Annotated in this window: 18 protein-coding genes and 1 pseudogene; 12 read left to right on the top strand and 7 right to left on the bottom strand. The window is 72.4% G+C overall.

All coding sequences use genetic code 11. From position 1 onward, the window contains the following. Nucleotides 1-121 precede the first annotated feature (121 nt). Both HC251_RS18345 and HC251_RS18340 read left to right on the top strand, forming a co-directional pair. Nucleotides 122-1,414 carry a hypothetical protein gene (locus HC251_RS18345; protein ID WP_219942055.1) on the top strand — a complete coding sequence of 431 codons (1,293 nt, stop codon included), beginning with the start codon at nucleotides 122-124 and terminating at the stop codon, nucleotides 1,412-1,414. A gap of 178 nt (nucleotides 1,415-1,592) precedes the next feature. Continuing rightward, the gene (locus HC251_RS18340) at nucleotides 1,593-2,522 is read left to right on the top strand and encodes a hypothetical protein (protein WP_219942054.1); all 930 of its coding nucleotides are present in this window, start codon (nucleotides 1,593-1,595) and stop codon (nucleotides 2,520-2,522) included. Between the two features lie 124 nt (nucleotides 2,523-2,646). On the opposite strand, the gene xerC is transcribed toward HC251_RS18340, so the two are convergent. Beyond that, nucleotides 2,647-3,819 (bottom strand): tyrosine recombinase XerC, encoded by a 1,173-nt coding sequence (xerC, locus tag HC251_RS18335; protein ID WP_219942053.1) that lies wholly within the window; start codon nucleotides 3,817-3,819, stop codon nucleotides 2,647-2,649. Between the two features lie 417 nt (nucleotides 3,820-4,236). Here xerC and HC251_RS18330 point away from each other — a divergent pair, with 417 nt between their 5' ends. The 5 genes and pseudogenes from HC251_RS18330 (at nucleotide 4,237) to HC251_RS18315 (ending at nucleotide 7,347) form a co-directional block, all read left to right on the top strand. After that, nucleotides 4,237-4,914: a response regulator transcription factor gene (locus HC251_RS18330; RefSeq protein ID WP_219942052.1), complete on the top strand. Its 678-nt coding sequence runs from the start codon at nucleotides 4,237-4,239 to the stop codon at nucleotides 4,912-4,914. Between the two features lie 85 nt (nucleotides 4,915-4,999). Further along, nucleotides 5,000-5,575, top strand: coding sequence for a hypothetical protein (locus HC251_RS18325; protein WP_219942051.1), 576 nt, complete (start codon nucleotides 5,000-5,002; stop codon nucleotides 5,573-5,575). Then, nucleotides 5,572-5,616: pseudogene (locus HC251_RS26280) on the top strand (hypothetical protein); the annotation flags it as partial. The gene HC251_RS18325 and the pseudogene HC251_RS26280, both read left to right, overlap by 4 nt. A gap of 24 nt (nucleotides 5,617-5,640) precedes the next feature. Then, a complete protein-coding gene (locus tag HC251_RS18320; protein ID WP_255566474.1) occupies nucleotides 5,641-6,327 on the top strand; it encodes a cell wall metabolism sensor histidine kinase WalK in 687 nt (228 codons plus the stop codon). A 126-nt stretch (nucleotides 6,328-6,453) separates the two neighbouring features. Next, entirely contained in the window at nucleotides 6,454-7,347 is an 894-nt protein-coding gene (locus tag HC251_RS18315) for a phosphatase PAP2 family protein (protein ID WP_219942049.1), read from the top strand. Between the two features lie 131 nt (nucleotides 7,348-7,478). Here HC251_RS18315 and HC251_RS18310 read toward each other — a convergent pair whose 3' ends face one another. Beyond that, nucleotides 7,479-8,519: an aldo/keto reductase gene (locus tag HC251_RS18310; RefSeq protein ID WP_219942048.1), complete on the bottom strand. Its 1,041-nt coding sequence runs from the start codon at nucleotides 8,517-8,519 to the stop codon at nucleotides 7,479-7,481. An 83-nt stretch (nucleotides 8,520-8,602) separates the two neighbouring features. Between HC251_RS18310 and HC251_RS18305 the strand changes: the two genes are divergently transcribed. After that, on the top strand, nucleotides 8,603-9,208 hold the full coding sequence (locus HC251_RS18305; RefSeq protein ID WP_219942047.1) for a TetR/AcrR family transcriptional regulator: 606 nt from the start codon (nucleotides 8,603-8,605) through the stop codon (nucleotides 9,206-9,208). 48 nt (nucleotides 9,209-9,256) lie between these two features. Here the strand turns inward: HC251_RS18305 and HC251_RS18300 are convergent, their stop codons facing one another. Both HC251_RS18300 and HC251_RS18295 read right to left on the bottom strand, forming a co-directional pair. Next, nucleotides 9,257-9,964, bottom strand: coding sequence for a spermidine synthase (locus tag HC251_RS18300; protein WP_255566473.1), 708 nt, complete (start codon nucleotides 9,962-9,964; stop codon nucleotides 9,257-9,259). 92 nt (nucleotides 9,965-10,056) lie between these two features. After that, nucleotides 10,057-10,662: a dihydrofolate reductase family protein gene (locus HC251_RS18295; RefSeq protein ID WP_219942046.1), complete on the bottom strand. Its 606-nt coding sequence runs from the start codon at nucleotides 10,660-10,662 to the stop codon at nucleotides 10,057-10,059. 95 nt (nucleotides 10,663-10,757) lie between these two features. On the opposite strand from HC251_RS18295, the gene HC251_RS18290 reads away from it, so the two are divergent. Next, nucleotides 10,758-11,381: a TetR/AcrR family transcriptional regulator gene (locus HC251_RS18290; protein ID WP_219942045.1), complete on the top strand. Its 624-nt coding sequence runs from the start codon at nucleotides 10,758-10,760 to the stop codon at nucleotides 11,379-11,381. 22 nt (nucleotides 11,382-11,403) lie between these two features. On the opposite strand, the gene HC251_RS18285 is transcribed toward HC251_RS18290, so the two are convergent. From HC251_RS18285 to HC251_RS18275, 3 genes are all read right to left on the bottom strand, one after another. Further along, nucleotides 11,404-11,829 carry a DUF6463 family protein gene (locus HC251_RS18285; protein WP_219942044.1) on the bottom strand — a complete coding sequence of 142 codons (426 nt, stop codon included), beginning with the start codon at nucleotides 11,827-11,829 and terminating at the stop codon, nucleotides 11,404-11,406. A 73-nt stretch (nucleotides 11,830-11,902) separates the two neighbouring features. Beyond that, nucleotides 11,903-12,502 carry a TetR/AcrR family transcriptional regulator gene (locus HC251_RS18280; protein WP_219942043.1) on the bottom strand — a complete coding sequence of 200 codons (600 nt, stop codon included), beginning with the start codon at nucleotides 12,500-12,502 and terminating at the stop codon, nucleotides 11,903-11,905. A gap of 46 nt (nucleotides 12,503-12,548) precedes the next feature. Beyond that, nucleotides 12,549-13,121, bottom strand: a complete 573-nt coding sequence (locus HC251_RS18275) for a TetR/AcrR family transcriptional regulator (RefSeq protein WP_219942042.1) — start codon at nucleotides 13,119-13,121, stop codon at nucleotides 12,549-12,551. 97 nt (nucleotides 13,122-13,218) lie between these two features. Here HC251_RS18275 and HC251_RS18270 point away from each other — a divergent pair, with 97 nt between their 5' ends. From HC251_RS18270 to HC251_RS18260, 3 genes are all read left to right on the top strand, one after another. Then, entirely contained in the window at nucleotides 13,219-13,839 is a 621-nt protein-coding gene (locus HC251_RS18270) for a DUF2867 domain-containing protein (RefSeq protein WP_219942041.1), read from the top strand. 20 nt (nucleotides 13,840-13,859) lie between these two features. Beyond that, nucleotides 13,860-14,261, top strand: a complete 402-nt coding sequence (locus tag HC251_RS18265) for a DUF6463 family protein (protein WP_219942040.1) — start codon at nucleotides 13,860-13,862, stop codon at nucleotides 14,259-14,261. Between the two features lie 118 nt (nucleotides 14,262-14,379). Continuing rightward, on the top strand, nucleotides 14,380-15,525 hold the full coding sequence (locus HC251_RS18260) for an acyl-CoA dehydrogenase family protein (protein ID WP_370651307.1): 1,146 nt from the start codon (nucleotides 14,380-14,382) through the stop codon (nucleotides 15,523-15,525). Nucleotides 15,526-15,554 lie beyond the last annotated feature (29 nt).

The following is a 15,554-nucleotide window of genomic DNA, read 5'->3' as shown; positions in this document are numbered from 1 at the left end:
CCTCGCTCCGTTCAGCTCGCTCCCTGAGCCGCTCCTTGCGTTCTCGGCTTCAGACCCTCGTGCCTTGCAGACGCATCCTCTCTTAGGGCTGCGTCAATTCGGCCCGTTCACCTCGGAGACGATGGGTCGGTTCACGCCGAAGGTGCGGGTAGCGATCGTCGGACCGAGTTCCGCTAGGGACCAGCGTCGGATCCTGCTCCAGAGCCTCCGGTCGGAGCAGAAGACTCAGGATCGATCGGGCTACGTTCCGGACTTCCCGGGCTTCGAAGCCGTCTTCGGGGCGGAGTTCGTTCCCGCCGCTGCTCCGACGCAGTTGACCCTGCCCGAATCCCTGTCGGACGGCGCTGACCCCGCTGAGGAGGTCGCCCAAGCACTCCGGGCGGCTCTCGCCACATTGGCGGCGATGCGCGACCAGTTCGACCTCGCTGTTTTCCACCTCCCCGACGCTTGGAGCCACGGAACACGCACCAATGAGTTCGACGCACACCACCTCCTGAAGGGCCTCGCAGCACCTCTCGGGATCCCGACCCAGGTCTTGAACGACCGGACGTTCGCCGTCGAGCAGGCAGCCGCTCGCGCCTGGCGGCTCGGGATCGCCGCGTACGTCAAGGCAGGTGGAGTTCCATGGAAACTCGCTCCGCTAGATGGAGTGCCCGCTGAGAGTGCATACGTCGGCCTCGCCTACGGCTTTCGAGGGAACCCGAGGAACGCGGAGTTCGTGACCTGCTGCTCGCAGGTGTTCGACGCGGACGGCGGCGGAATGCAGTTCGTCGCCTACGACGCTCGCGACATTGATGACCTCGATGCTGTGCGCCGGAACCCGTACCTGAGTCGCGACGACATGCGCGCTGTGATGGCTCAGAGCCTTGAGCTCTACCAACGACGAAACGGGGGCCGGCTTCCGCTGCGCATGGTCCTTCACAAGACGACTGCCTTCACCGACGGCGAATTGGAAGGCGCGCTCGACGCCCTCGCGGCCGTCCCAGAGGTCGAGTGCATCAACATCACGCCGCACGTCTCGTGGCGAGGAGTCTGGCTCAGGGCCTCGAAGGATCCGTCGCAGAAGAGCGAGCCGGACGGCTATCCCGTGCGGCGCGGGACCATGGTGCCGATGTCCGGAACCCAAGGACTCTTGTGGATCGCCGGCAGCGTCGGAGGCGTCAGCACACGCGGCAACTACTTCCAGGGAGGTAAGAGCATTCCCGCTCCTGTCCTCTTCGAGCGCCAAGCGGGCAGCGGGTCACTCGATCTCGCCGCAGTGGAGATGCTGGCGCTCTCGAAGATGGACTGGAACAACGACGCTCTCTACGACCCGGCGCCGGTGACCATCCGATACTCACAGCGGCTGGCCAACACGATCGCTCAAGTGCCTGATCTGCCGAGAGCTGCCTACCCCTATCGGATGTTCATGTAGGGCTACTCGTCGGCTGACGTTGCCGCCTGGCCCGGTGTCGTGGGGGCCGCCGCGACGCCGGCGACGGCGGTCGATGCCCAGTGGTTGCCGGACCGCAGGTGAATTTTGCTGGACCGTTCCCTGAGGCGAGCGCAACGCTGGCGCTGTGAGACCCAGGGCTTTCAAGCTGATCGCCGAGATGTCGCCCGAGGAGCAGCGTCTGCGCCTCGCCGACGGTCTTGCGACGATCGGCGAGCACGTCACGACGCTCGCCTCTGATGCGAGTACGTCCGACCTTGGCCCCCGCGGGGGGTTCGTGCTTGAGATGGTCGCGACGGAGGAGGCCGGCAAGTTTCTGTCCCTCCTGGACGCAGCGCGTTGCCTGAGTCGACCGCACAGCGAGCAGGTCGATCAGCTCAAGCGTTGCACCGACCACGTGGCCAAGGGCATTTACGCCCGTGTGGTCGACATTCGTCCTGCCGACCTGCGCGAACTGACTGCGTACGTCGACCTGCTTCGGCGCGCCTACTACCTCGACGGGCCGAACGACGACGACTGGATCTTCCGAAACGAGATCGAGTCGGCTCGAGAGGAGCAGATGTACGTCGACCTAGTCGAGAGCGACGATGGGATCGGGTGGTGGTCACCGAAGCGGTTCGATGTCGTCGGTCGCTCGACCGGTCCGTCGGCAGCGGTCGAACTCGTGGGCGCGCTCGTCCGCCTCGGGGTTGGTACCACAGCAGGCATCGATGCGACGGTCACGCACTGGGAGAGCCTGGAGCCGGACCTCGGTCCGACGGACGAGCAACTCTTCGAGGGACTTGAGGGCTTGCCACGAGAGGAGCAGGCGCGCCTGATCCGCGCCCGCAACACGTCGACCCAGTGGAAAGAGATCGCCGACCGGGTCCAAGCCACCCTGGGCGAGCTGGATGCCGCAGGCTTGGCTGGCAAGGCGAGCGAACGCGACCGACACCTCGTCCTTGAATGCTGGGGCTTCCCGCTCTATGCCGTCGACGTGCACAAACCCAACTGGAAGGCAGCGTCCGCTGACCTCGAGCGGCTGCGAGCAGTTCAGGGCACGAGCCGAGGCGTCACAGTCCAACCCATCAACATCAAGGGCGATGACTGAGTGGTAGAGCGGTCTACTGATGGGTGGACAGGGACGTCTCCACGATGTTCGAGAGAAGCCGACGCATGTCGGTTCCCAGTGGACGTCCTGGACGGGATCGACACTCGCAAAATGCGTGAGGGCGTCACCACCCATCGGTGGCGGCGGTGGCGGTGGCGGCGAGGTCGCCTCGGACGCTGACGTAGCGGCTGAGGGTGAAGGCGGTGTTGGCGTGGCCGAGCATGGCGCTCACGGCCGGTGCCTCGAGGCCGACATCGAACAGCATCCAGCAGGCGGCGACGTGGCGCATGTCGTGGGGGTGCCAGATCGAGGACATGGGTCCCTGCATCGGCCAGCCGGCGGCCTTGGCAGCTCGGGCCCAGTAGCGCTGGATGGTCCGGCGATTGGCGAAGCCGTCGTCGGTGCCGGTGAAGAGCAGGGCGTCGGAGGGGCGCTGATCGCACCAGGCGGCGAGGTCGTCGCGCAGGCTGGCGGGGAAGATCGTCTGCCGGCGCTGACGGTTCTTGGTCGTCTTGATGGCGAAGCCCTTCCGCGACTGCTCGACCGCTCGGACCACGGCGACGGTCCGCTTCGCCGAGAAGCTCAGGTCGCAGGGGCGGAGTGCGATGAGCTCGCCCCAGCGGAGTCCGCTGCGGTGCTTCAGCCTCATGGCCATCGCCCAGTCGGGATGCCCCTGGTCGGACAGCGCCTCGAAGAGGGCGGCGCACTGCTCGTCGGTCGGAAGGTCGTCGCGAGGGATGAAGCCGGTCGCCTCGCCTTGGTGCTCTGCCGTCTGCGTGTACTTCACGAGCCACATGGGGTCCGCCTCGCGAGGCAGCCAGCGGTTCTTGAAGGCGAAGGTGACGAGCGCTCGCATCGCGGCTCCGAGGTTCTGCACCGTCGCCGGCGCCAGCGAGGCACGAGCGTGGTCGAGCACCTGGTCGGAGTCGGCGGGTGTCCAGGCCCGAAGCGGGTGATCGTCGAGCGCAGGGCGGACCCAGCAGCGCAGGAGGTACTCCTGACGCTCGGCGTACCGCGTCGACCGGGACCCGAGGCTGGCGAGGTAGCGGTCCATGAGCTGCCCGACGGTGGTCGGCGCGTTGCCCCTCCCTGGGAGGGTGACCGACGAGGCGAGTGACGTCTCGATCTCGCGGGCGCGCTGGCGGGCCTCGTCCTCGGTCGGGAAGCGCAGGAAGATCCGCTTCCCGTTGGGGTCCTTGGCTATGACCCGGTAGGTGGGCCTGGACTCGGACGGCGCGTAGACGCGGGTCCCGTACTCGAACGAGGCGATGGGCTTGCTGTAGATCCGGCGCGGCATGAGGCTTCCTCTCCGCGGGCACTAGGCCCTGGTGGGGTGAGGAAGCTCTCGTGCGTCGGCTCGCCGACGCCCTGCGGGCTTCGAGCAGGAATGTGTCCCGATTGTGTCCCTGGGGGGTCTGACGGTCAACCGCTAGGGCCGTCGGCAGGCGGGTTGACCAGGGACTTTGTGACCCGCAACTTGGCGGCTGATGCCGCTCAGATCACCACCCTCTCAAGGTGGCGGCACGGGTTCGAATCCCGTTGGGGGTGCTCAGCACCAAGCCCCTGGAAGGAAGGCAGCGATGCCCTCCGACCAGGGGCTTTCGTAGTTCTCGGGCGGGGATGGACGCAGAGCTGGCTGTCCAGTCCCCGGCCTTGCCGGCGAACCGCCGCGCCGCAGCGATCACGGCGCCGTCGCGGTCGTAGCGTCGGTGGTGTGCGCGTTCTGGTCGTCGAGGATGAACGGGGCCTGGCGGAGGGCCTGCGCGCCGGGTTGGAGGCCGAGGGGTTCGCGGTCGACGTCGCGTTCGACGGGCCGGAGGGGCTGTGGCGGGCCGGCGAGTGCGCCTACGACGTGATCGTGCTCGACCTGATGTTGCCGGGCATGAGCGGCTTCGAGGTGTGCGCCCGGCTGCGGGACCAGGGTGTGGCGTCTCCGGTCCTGGTGCTGACGGCCAAGGACGGTGAGTGGGACGAGGTCGAGGCGCTGGACACCGGCGCCGACGACTTCCTGACCAAGCCGTTCTCGCACGCGGTCCTGCTGGCCCGGCTGCGGGCGCTGCTGCGTCGCCAGCCCCGGGAGCGGCCGGCGGTCCTCGTCGCCGGGGACCTGCGGGTCGACCCCGCCGAGCACCGGGTGTGGCGGGGTGACGACGAGATCGAGCTCACCCCGCGCGAGCTGGCGGTGCTGGAGATCTTGATGCGGCGCCGCGGCGAGGTCGTGACCAAGCGCGAGGTGCTGCGCCACGTGTGGGACGACGACTTCGCGGGCGACCCGAACATCGTCGAGGTGTACGTGCGGCGCCTGCGCAACAAGATCGACCGGCCCTTCGGCCGGGAGGCGATCGCGACCCGCCGCGGGGTCGGCTACCGCCTGGACGCGAGGGGTGGCTGACGCCATGGCGGGATCGGCGTCGGACGGACGAGGCGAGCCGGCGAGCCCGCCCGAGCGGCCGCCCCGCCGGGCGTGGTCGCGATCCGTGCGGGTCCGCACCACGGCGCTGGCCACCCTGGTGGTGGGTGTGACCCTGTTGGTGTTCGGGGTGGCGTTGGTGATCGGGCTGCGGGTCGCGCTGACCGACGGCGTCGAGCGCTCGACCCGCCGCCAGGCCGAGGCCGCCGCCGAGGTGCTGGCCAACGGGGGCGCGCCGGGCCTGCTCGCCGAGGACGACGAGGACACGGTGGCCCAGGTCCTCGATCGGGGTGGCCGGGTGGTCGCGGCCAGCCCGGGCCTGGTGGGGGAGGCTCGCCGTGAGCCCCTGCTGGACGATCCGGCGGCGGGGAGCCACGCCACGGTGGAGGTGCCCGGTCGAGAGCACGGCTTCCTGGCCGTCGCCGCGCCGGCCCGCACCCCCGAGGGGCCCCGGAGCGTCATCGTCGCCGGCTCGCTCGACGAGGCGACCGACGCGGTCTACACCTTGAGCGGGCTGTTGATGGTCGGCGTGCCGCTGGTGCTGGCGGTGGTCGCGTTCACGACGTGGCGGGTGGTCGGGCGGGCGTTGGCGCCGGTCGAGGTGATCGCACGACGGTCGAAGGCGTCTCGGCCGCCGACCTGAGCGGCCGGGTCCCGGTCCCGGCGACCGGCGACGAGGTGGCCCGGCTCGGCCTCACCATGAACACCATGCTCGATCGCCTGCAACAGGCCCAGCGTCGCCAACGGCGGTTCGTGTCGGACGCCTCCCACGAGCTGCGCTCGCCGATCGCCACCCTCCGCCAGCACGCCGAGGTCGCGTCCGAGCACCCACGGCGGATACCCGGCGACGCCCTCGCCCAGACCGTGCGGACCGAGGCGCTGCGCCTCCAACGACTGGTCGACGACCTGCTCGTGCTGGCCCGGGCCGACGAGCACACGGTGGCCTCGCGTCGACGACCGGTCGACCTCGACGACATCGTGCTGGACGAGGTCCGGCACCGACAGGCGACGACCGAGGTCGAGATCGATGCCACGGGCGTGTCCGCCGGCGCCGTCGACGGGGATCCCGACGCGCTGGGGCGAGTGGTCCGCAACCTCTTCGACAACGCCATCCGCCACGCGGCCCGGCGGATGACGGTGTCGCTCGCCGAGCGGTCGGGGACGGTGCACCTCGTCGTCGAGGACGACGGCCCCGGGGTGCCGCCCGAAGACCGGCATCGCGTCTTCGAGCGGTTCGTGCGGCTCGACGACGCCCGCGGGCGCGACCACGGGGGCAGTGGGTTGGGCCTCGCCATCGTGGCCGAGCTGGTGACCGCCCACGACGGCGCCGTCACGATCGGCGACGCCACCCTCGGCGGCGCCCGCGTCGAGGTGACCCTCCCGGCCCGGACCTGATCGCCGGGCTTCGCCCACAGCCCGACCACGGTCACGTGGGGACCACGTCTCCCCACCCCCCGGTTCAGGGGGTGTTCAGGGTCGTTCAGCGTTCTGTCAGCGCCCGGGCGCGACCCTCGCGGTGCCATGGCGGACCGCCCCATCACCTCACCGACCGCGGCGACCGTCTCGACCGCCCGAGCCCCCCTCGCGACGACCGGGACGCCGCTCACGTTCCGTACCGTGCGCCGGCGCTGGCCATCGCTGATCCCCCTCGCCGTGCTCGTGCCCCTGGTGCTCGGAGCGCTGGCCATGATCGACGGTGGACGCCTCCTGGTCTGGGACGCCCCGCTCACCGCGGCCGCCGTCGACCACCGCAGCACCGCGATCGACGACCTCTCGCGTGCCGTGTCCCGTCTCGGCGCCTGGCCCGTCGTCTACCCGCTCGGCGCCGCGCTGGCGCTGGCCGCAGCGCGCCGCTCGCCCCGCCTGGCCTGGGTGATCGTCGCCACCGTCGCCGCCCGCCCTGCGGTCGAGTGGCTCCTCAAGGAGATCGTCGGGCGCCCCCGCCCCGACGGCGCCCGTCTGGTCGCCGGCACCGGCTTCTCCTTCCCGAGCGGCCACGTCCTGGCCGCCACCGCGACCTGGGCGTTCCTTCCTGCTGTCGTCGCCCTGCACACCCACCGCCGCACCCTGTGGTGGGCGTCCGTGGGCCTCGCCGGGACCGTCGTCGCGCTGGTCGCCTGGAGCCGGGTCTGGCTCGGCGTCCACTGGACGTCCGACGTCGTCGCCAGCCTGGCCCTCGGCTACCTCGCCCTCAACGCCGTCCAGGCCTGGCTGCACCGACGTGCCGGTGACGACAGGTCGTCGGGCCGTCGCCGGTCCGAGCTCCTGCCCCAAGAGGGCCCGGCGATCCCCGCGTTCCAGGCGAGCCCCCACTGGCCGATGCGGAACGGATCGGTCGTCCCGCCCGGACCAGCCGCGTCGGGGCCTGGGACGGGAGACCGTGGGCCACGAGGGCCGCGGCCTGGACGTCCGTAGCCGTCGTCGCGAGCGTCCTCCGACCGCCGGCTGTCGCGAACGGCCTCATCGAACCTGGGCCACGCCCTCGAGGTGGCGGCACGGGTTGGCATCCCGTGGGGGTCCCTCGCCCCGGTGCTCCCGACGGGGGATCACCCCGGGACGAGCGGCGGGTTCAGGCGGGCGAAGCCCTCCTGGCGCTGGTAGGGGAAGTGGGGGTACGGCGCCGGGCGGGCGCTGGCGGCGTCGAGCCGGGCGACCTGCTCGTCGGTGAGCCGCCAGCCGGTGGCGCCGAGGTTCTCCTCGAGCTGGGTGATGTCCCGGGCCCCGACGATGACCGACGCCACGGTGGGACGGGTCAGCAGCCAGTTGAGCGCGATCTGCGGCACCGTCCGGCCGGTGTCGCGGGCGATGGCGTCGAGCACGTCGACGACGTCGTAGAGGAGCTCGTCGTCGACCGGCGGGCCGTACTCCGCGGTCTGGTGGAGGCGGCTGCCGGCGGGGATCGGGGCGCCCCGGCGCAGACGCCCGGTCAGGCGGCCCCACCCCAGGGGGCTCCACACGAGGGCTCCGACGCCCTCGGCGGCGCCGAGCGGCATCAGGTCCCACTCGTAGTCCCTCCCGACCAGGGAGTAGTACACCTGGTGGGCGACGTAGCGGGGCCAGCCGTTGCGGTCGGCGACGTCGAGCGAGGCCTTGAGCTGCCACCCGGAGAAGTTGGACACGCCGACGTAGCGGACCTTCCCGGCGGTGACGAGGCCGTCGAGGGTCCCGACGACCTCCTCGATGGGGGTCGTGGCGTCGAAGGCGTGCAGCTGGAACAGGTCGATGCGGTCGGTGCGCAGCCGGCGCAGGGCGTCGTCCACCGCGGTGAGCAACCGGGAGCGGGACGTCCCGGCGTCGTGGGGCCCGGGGCCCATGGGGAGCCCGGCCTTGGTCGAGATGAGGGCCTCGTCCCGCCGACCCTCGAGGGCCGCCCCCAGCACCTCCTCGGAGGCACCGGCGGAGTAGACGTCGGCAGTGTCGAACATCGTCACGCCCGCCTCGAGGCAGCGGTCGACGATCGCCCTCGCCTCGTCCACGTCGGTGGTGCCCCAGGCGCCGAAGAGCTCGCCCCGGCCGCCGAAGGTCCCGGCGCCGAAGCTCAGCTCCGGCACCCGCAGGCCTGATCGTCCCAGCTGTCGGTGCTCCATCGGTCCTCCTAAACGGTACGAATATCCCGTTAATGTACCCCGTTCCCGCCAAACGGGACAACAGGTCCGTTAACGTCGGGCACGTGAACGCCGGCCCGACCCCGCGACCCGGCGGTCGGACGGCCCGGGTGCGGGCGGCGGTCCTCGCCGCCACGGGTGACGTCCTGGCCGAGCACGGGCTCGGAGGGGTCGACCTCACCGAGGTCGCCCGGCGGGCGGACGTGGGCCGGACCACCGTCTACCGGCGGTGGGGGACACCGGCGGCGCTGGTGGCCGACCTCCTCGAGGAGATGGCCGAGGAGTCGACGCCCCGGGCCGCCACCGGGTCGCTGGCCGGCGACCTCGAGGCCCTGGCCCTCCTGGTGCACCGCACCCTGGGCGACCGGCGCCAGGGCCGGCTCTTCGCCGCCCTCATCGCCGCGGCCATGACCGACGCGCCGGCGGCGGAGGCGCTCGAGCGGTTCTACGACGTGCGGATCGCCGAGTGGGCCCCGTGCGTGGACGATGCGGTGGCGCGAGGGGAGCTGGACCCGGGGACCGACGCCGAGGCCGTCATCCGCGCCGTCTCGGCGCCGCTGTACTACGAGCACCTGACGCGCACCGCGCCGGTGGCGCGCCGGACGGCCCTCGTCGCGGCGCGGGCCGCGGTGGCCGCGGCCCAGGCCGGCGCGTACCGGCGTGACGCCTGAGCGGCCGCACCCGACCGGGCGGCGACGACGCTCCGGCGGACCTGTCGGTCAGCCCGGGGTCGTGGCCACGTAGACCGTGTTGGCGGACGTCTCGCCGGTGTAGGGGTTCGGGAACTCCACGACGTGGGCGGCGACGCCGGCGAACACCCGCTCGAGGATGCCGGTGAAGCCCGCCTCGGGCGGGTCGTCGGACCAGAGGCCGAAGGCCCCGCCCGGTCGCAGGCGCCGGCGCACGTCGACCAGCCCCGCCTCGGTGTAGAAGGCGGCGTGGTCCGGGTGGAGGTGGTCCCGGGGCGAGTGGTCGATGTCCAGCAGCACGGCGTCGGCGTCCCCGACGGCGTCGTCGTCGCTGGCGTCGGAGCGCACCGCCCGGAAGAAGTCGCCGGGGACGAAGCGGCACCGGCCCGAGGCGGTCAGCTCGGCCCCGAGCGGGACCAGCCCCGCTCGGTGCCATTCGATCACGGGCTCGGCGGCCTCGATGACGCGGACGCTCCGGACGCGCCGGTCCTCCAGGGCGGCCCGGGCGGTGCAGCCCAGACCCAGGCCCCCGACGACGACATCGAGCGGTCCGCCTCCGCCGATCGCCGCGAGCGTCAGGCGGGCCAGCTCCTCCTCGGCCACGGTGAACAGGCTCGACATGAGGAAGGCGTCGGCGAGGCGCACCTCGTGGACCTCGACCCGCAGCGACGGGTCGAACCGGCGCCGCAGGCTGATCTCGCCCTGCGCGGTCGACCGGCGATCGAGCTCTTCGAACACGGGTGCACGTCCGTCCGTCGTCCGGCGATGGCGCCGGGCCCGTCGATCTCGCCGGGCCGGCGCCAGGGTACGGCGGGCGGCGTCGAGGTCGGTCAGCTCCTCGGGTGGCTGGACGCCGGGGCGCCTCCGGGATCGCCGCCGGCGCGGTAGCGGAGGACGACCACGCCCGTCGGCGTGGGGGTGGCCTCGACCAGGGTCATCGGTCGGGGCTGCGCCAGCGGCCGGAAGAGCCGCTTGCCCGTGCCGAGGACGAGCGGGTGGAGGAAGAGGCGGTACTCGTCGACCAGGTCCCAGGCGATGAGCGACTCGAGGAGCGTCCAGCTCCCCAGGACGACGACGTCGCCGTCGGTCTCGTCCTTGAGGCGCCGGACAGCCTGCTCGACGTCATCGCCGCCGAGGACGTGGGCGTTGGTCCACGTGTCGTCGATCGGGGAGCTGGTGACGACGTGCTTGGGCGCCGACCTCAGGTGGGCGGCCATCGGGTTCTCGTCGCCCTGGTGGGGCCAGAACTGGATCATCTTGTCGTAGGTGCCCCGCCCGAACAGGTACGCCGAGGTGGTGGCGAACGTCGACGCGCTCGGCGGCGAGGGGTCGCGGTACGGCGCGCCCCAGCCCCCGTGCTCGAACCCGCCGTCGCGATCTTCGTCCGGCGATCCGAACCCCTGCATCACACCATCGAGCGTGACGAACTCGACCACGACCAAGGACCCCACGGGGCACAACTCCACACAACTGATGGAACTAGACGGTCCAGTACTCTATAGGTCCAATGCGGTCGGTTACCATCGCCTCCATGCACGGCGACGAGGACACGCCATCGCCCCCCACTCGACGGCAGACGATCCTCGACGCGGCGGCGGGGGTGTTCATGGCCAACGGGTTCGTGGGGGCGAGCATGGACGAGGTCGCCGCCCGAGCCCGGGTCTCCAAGCAGACGGTGTACAAGCACTTCGGCGACAAGGAGTCGCTGTTCTTCGAGCTGGTCACCGTCACCGTCGAGGGCGCGGCGAGCGCATCCGCCGCCCTCGACCAGACCATCGGTGACGATGTCGCCGCCGACCTGTCGGTCTACGCCCGGGCGCTCGCCCACGGGGTGATGCAGCCGGAGGTGCTCGACCTCCGGCGGCTGGTGATCGCCGAGGCCGTCCGCTTCCCGGGGCTCGGTCGTCGCTTCTACGAGCTGGGCCTGGCGCGGACGGTCGAGCGGCTGGCCGCCATCGTCGCCGACCTCGACCGGCGCGGCGTCGTCCGCGCCCCCGACGTCTCGACCGCGGCCGAGCACCTGAACTGGCTGATCCTGTCGGGCCCGCTGAACCGGGCGATGCTCCTCGGCGCCGACCACGGCATGGCGGCCGCCGACATCGACCGCCACGCCGACGACGGCGTCGCCGCCTTCCTGCGGGCCTACCGGCCCTGAGCCGGGGGCCGACGAGGTCCGCTCAGGAGCGGGGGTGGCGGCTCCGCAGGGCGAGGATGCCGGGCACGGCGAAGGCCCAGAACCCCGACCGCGGCATCAGGGTCGCGCCCCAGGCGGTGAACCCCAGCAGCCCCCACCCGAACCACGGCGGCAGCCCGTCGGGGCGCTGCTCGGCGCGGTGGACGACGCCGCCCAGCAGACCGACGGCGAGACCGGCGGTCAGGTACCAGAAGCCGATGCCCCGGAGGTCGATCGAGGCGGGGTCGCCCTCGACGGCGTCGATCACCCCCGCCTCCCAGGTGCTGCGCAGCGAGTCCGGGTACACGGCCGGTGCGACGGCGGTGTGGACGGCGGCGATGACCACGAGCGAGCGCCCCACGAGGGGTCGGTCCAGGGCCCCTCGGGTCGCCCGGGCGGGGCGGGCAGGGGCGACTCGCTGATGCGTCATCGCGCCAGGATCGCGCAATGTGCCAACATGCGTCAACGGGTCAGGCGTGGTCGGCGCCGAGGTGCCGGGGTCCTCATGCCTCGGCGGTGTCGGCCGGCCACAGCGGCCGCAGGTGGGCGAGCAGGGCGTCCACCGTGTCGGTCACGGTGCGGTCGTCGGCGCCGGCCGCCCAGTCCGCCATGGCCACGTCGATGGCGCCGAGGTACGCCCCGGCGATGGTGAGGGCCTCGGGGCCGGCGACGACCGGGCCTCGCCGGGCGTCCGCCAGCAGGGCCAGGATCCGCTCGGTCCACGCCCGGTTGGCGAGGAAGGCGGGCTCGAGGGCGGGGGTGGACTCGACGATGCGCCAGACGCGCTGCATCCGCTCCCGCTCCTCGTCCAGCCGCCCGGCGATGGTGCGGGTGATCTGCTCGACGGCGTCGCGGGCCGAGGTGTCGGGGGGCAGCGCCGCCAGCGTCTCGTCCCAGACCTCCGTCCACTCGACCGGCAGGTCGAGGACGACCCGGTCCTTGGTCGGGAAGTGGCGGTAGAGCGTCCGCCGGGACACACCGGCCGCACCGGCGATGTCGCCCATCGTCACCGCCGCGTACCCCCGCTCGTCGAACAGGTCGAGCGCGGCATCGACGAGCTGGCGCCGCGTCTCGCGATGGCGGCGCTGGCGCAGGTCGCTCACCGGCGAACTCTCGCACACCCCGTCGCCGGGCCGCCCTCGCCGACGGTCAGGGGGCGGCGGTCCCGGGCGAGGGGCTGAGGATGAGGTCGGCGGCGCGGGTCATCACCTCGGCGCGGGTGCGGCCGGGGTGGTCGGCGGCGAGCAGGTGGCTCCCGATCGCCATGCAGAAGGCGAGCAGGCTGCGGGCCTCGACCTCGTCGGGGTCGGAGCAGAACGTGCTGATCGCGTCGCGGCACAGCTGCATGCGCCGGTTGTCGACCCGGCGGAGGCGCTCGGCGACGTCCGGGTCGCGGCGCGCCCACTCCCGGACCGCGTGGTCGATGGGGCGCAACCGATCGCTGGAGAAGGTGAGCTGCCCGGCGAGCCTGACCTTGTCGAGGGCGTCCCCGCCCTCGCGCTCGATCCGCTCGAAGACGTCGTCGACGCTCTCGCGCTCCCAGGTGTCGAGCATCTCGGTGAGGAGGGCGGCGCGGTCGGCGAAGTAGCCGTAGAACCCGCCCTTGGTGACGCCGAGCGCCTTGGCCAGGACCTCGACGCGCACCGCGTCCACGCCCCCCTCGGCCAGCGCCCGCAGCCCCTCCTCGATCCACCCCTCGCGGGGGGTCCGTAGCGCTCCCACCTGACTCCCTCTTCGCTTCCTCGTGCCGGTTGTACGGAACCGCACAATGGCGTACGGTCCCTCTCATACGCCACCGTACAACCCCCGGGAGACCCCCATGGCGATCCGACTCCCCGAGACCGAGCACACCGAGCGTCCGTGGCGCATCCACGAGATCGCTCCCGACTTCGAGGTCGAGGACGTCTGGCGGTTCCGCACCCCCGGCGCCGGGCCCGACGACTTCCCCGTGATGCTCGCCGCGCTGCGAGCGGGCGGCGGGCTCGACGACAACCCGCCGGTGGTCCGGTTCCTGTTCGCCGTGCGGTGGCGCCTCGGTGCCCTGCTCGGCTGGGACGAGCCCGAGCAGGGCCTCGCCCGCCGGACCGAGACGCTGGGCGACCGCCTGCCGGTCGACCTGCGCCAGGACGCCACCGGCGCCGCGGAGGAGGGCGTCCCGTTCACCCTGGTGTACGAGCTGCCCGACGAGTGCGCCCTCGAGATGGCCAACTCGACCGTCCACGCCGTCTGCCACCTGGGCTGGGTGCCGACCGACCACGGCGAGCACGAGCTGCGGATGGCCGCCCTGGTCCGGCCGAACGGCGTCCTCGGGCGGGTCTACATGGCAGCCATCAAGCCCTTCCGGTACCTGATCGTGTACCCCGCCCTGACCCGCCAGTGGGAGCGGGCCTGGCGCGAGCGGGCCCACCTCGTCCGCACCGAGGCGGGAGCGCCCACGTGATCAGGGCCGCGGGGTGGATCATGGCCCTCTACGCGACGGCGCACACCGTGGCCGCCCTCACCTTCGAGGGCGCGGCCGGGCACGCCGACGAGTGGTTCACCGGCGGGCTCTGGGACGAGGACTTCTCCGACATGACCGAGGCCGGCAGCGCCCTGTGGCTGAGCCTGGCCAGCTTCGGACCGCCCCTGTTCGTGATCGGGCTGACCGTGCTGTGGATGGACCGCCACGGCATCACCCCGCCCCCGTTCATCGCGTGGATCCTGGGGACCCTCACCCTCGTCGACGCCGTGATCAACCCGTTCACGCCGTGGCCCATCATCGTGATCGCCCACGTCCTCCTGCTGGTGGGCGCCCGCCGGGCCGGGCGCGACGAGGACCTCGTGACCCCGGCCAGCTCCGCCTCGTCGATGCCGGTGGTCTGACCGCGGGCGGGCGTCCCGCGCGATGATCCGCCGACGCGCGCCCCGGCGCCCGACCGAACGGACCCCACCGATGGCCGCACCCCAGCCCCTGCCGGACCCCGCCACCGACGGGCCGGCCATGGTCGCGGCGATGGCCGCCCTGGTCGAGGCCGAGGCGGCCGCCTGCGAGCAGCGTCGCACCACGACCCCGGAGGTCGTCGCCGCCATGTGGGACACCGGCCTGATGGGGCGGTTCAACCCGTCCGAGGCCGGCGGCGGCGAGCCGACGTTCGCCGAGATGATCGAGACGTGGATCGCCATGGCCCGCCTCGACGGGTCGTTCGGGTGGATCGGGATCGCCAACCTCCCGACGACGGCGGCCGTCGCCGCCTACCTGCCCGACGCCGGGTTCGCCGAGGTCTTCACCGCCCACGACGATCGCATCACCATGGGCGGCCAGCTGTTCCCCAACGGCACCGGTGAGACCGTCGACGGGGGCTACCGGCTGACCGGCTCGTGGAGCTTCGGGTCCGGGACCGGCCACAGCGAGTACGTCGCCGCCGGCTTCATGCCGTTGGTCGACGGCGAGCTCGTCTACGCGTCCGAGGGCATCCCCGAGCTGCGCGTGGCGGTCATGCCCCGCGACGAGGTGCGCTTCACCGACGGCTGGCACGTCCAGGGCCTCAAGGGCACCGGGTCCTACGACTACGAGGTCGCCGACGTCGTCGTCCCCGCCCACCGGACCTTCGAGCTCTTCACCCGTACCCCGGGCCGGGGCTCGGCGCCCACGTTCCGCATGGGGCTGATGCCGCTCGTCGCCGCCGGCCACGCCAGCTGGGCGCTCGGGGTCGCCCGCAGCATGCTCGACGACCTCACCGAGCTGGCCCTGAGCAAGGTGCGCATGGGCGACCCGGCGCCGCTGGCCCACAAGCCCAGCTTCCAGGTCGGTCTGGCGCGCCACGAGAGCATGTGGCGGGCGGCGCGACTCCTGGTCGGCGACGCCTTCGACCGGATCGAGGCCGCGGTCGGCGCCGGCGAGGAGCTGACGCCCACGCTGCGCGCCGACGGTCGGGCCGCCGCCGTCTACGCGACCGACGCGTCCCGGGAGATCGCCCAGTGGGCGCACCTGGCTGCGGGGACGACCGCCATCCGGGAGGGCAGCCGCCTCGAGCGGGCCTTCCGGGACCTCTACACCGGCACCCAGCACGCCTTCATCGGCGAGAAGGTCGCCGTCGACTCCGCCCAGGTGTGGCTCGGCGTCGTGGACGACCCCATCGGCCTCTGACGGATCCCGGGGCCGCTCCGCTCACGCCG

Origin of the sequence: Iamia sp. SCSIO 61187 (genome assembly GCF_019443745.1) — a bacterium.
Taxonomy (GTDB): Bacteria; Actinomycetota; Acidimicrobiia; order Acidimicrobiales; family Iamiaceae; genus Iamia.
The sequence above is the reverse complement of the archived record's forward strand: the minus strand, read 5'-3'. Positions and strand labels throughout refer to the sequence as shown.

What these genes read in the sequence shown, in the direction of transcription:
- HC251_RS18345 (WP_219942055.1), top strand. Translation starts at nt 122, where the DNA reads ATGGGTCGGTTCACGCCGAAGGTGCGGGTAGCGATCGTCGGACCGAGT.
- HC251_RS18340 (WP_219942054.1), top strand. Translation starts at nt 1,593, where the DNA reads ATGTCGCCCGAGGAGCAGCGTCTGCGCCTCGCCGACGGTCTTGCGACG.
- xerC (WP_219942053.1), bottom strand. Translation starts at nt 3,819, where the DNA reads ATGCCGCGCCGGATCTACAGCAAGCCCATCGCCTCGTTCGAGTACGGG.
- HC251_RS18320 (WP_255566474.1), top strand. Translation starts at nt 5,641, where the DNA reads ATGCTCGATCGCCTGCAACAGGCCCAGCGTCGCCAACGGCGGTTCGTG.
- HC251_RS18315 (WP_219942049.1), top strand. Translation starts at nt 6,454, where the DNA reads ATGGCGGACCGCCCCATCACCTCACCGACCGCGGCGACCGTCTCGACC.
- HC251_RS18310 (WP_219942048.1), bottom strand. Translation starts at nt 8,519, where the DNA reads ATGGAGCACCGACAGCTGGGACGATCAGGCCTGCGGGTGCCGGAGCTG.
- HC251_RS18290 (WP_219942045.1), top strand. Translation starts at nt 10,758, where the DNA reads ATGCACGGCGACGAGGACACGCCATCGCCCCCCACTCGACGGCAGACG.
- HC251_RS18285 (WP_219942044.1), bottom strand. Translation starts at nt 11,829, where the DNA reads ATGACGCATCAGCGAGTCGCCCCTGCCCGCCCCGCCCGGGCGACCCGA.
- HC251_RS18270 (WP_219942041.1), top strand. Translation starts at nt 13,219, where the DNA reads ATGGCGATCCGACTCCCCGAGACCGAGCACACCGAGCGTCCGTGGCGC.
- HC251_RS18265 (WP_219942040.1), top strand. Translation starts at nt 13,860, where the DNA reads ATGGCCCTCTACGCGACGGCGCACACCGTGGCCGCCCTCACCTTCGAG.
- HC251_RS18260 (WP_370651307.1), top strand. Translation starts at nt 14,380, where the DNA reads ATGGTCGCGGCGATGGCCGCCCTGGTCGAGGCCGAGGCGGCCGCCTGC.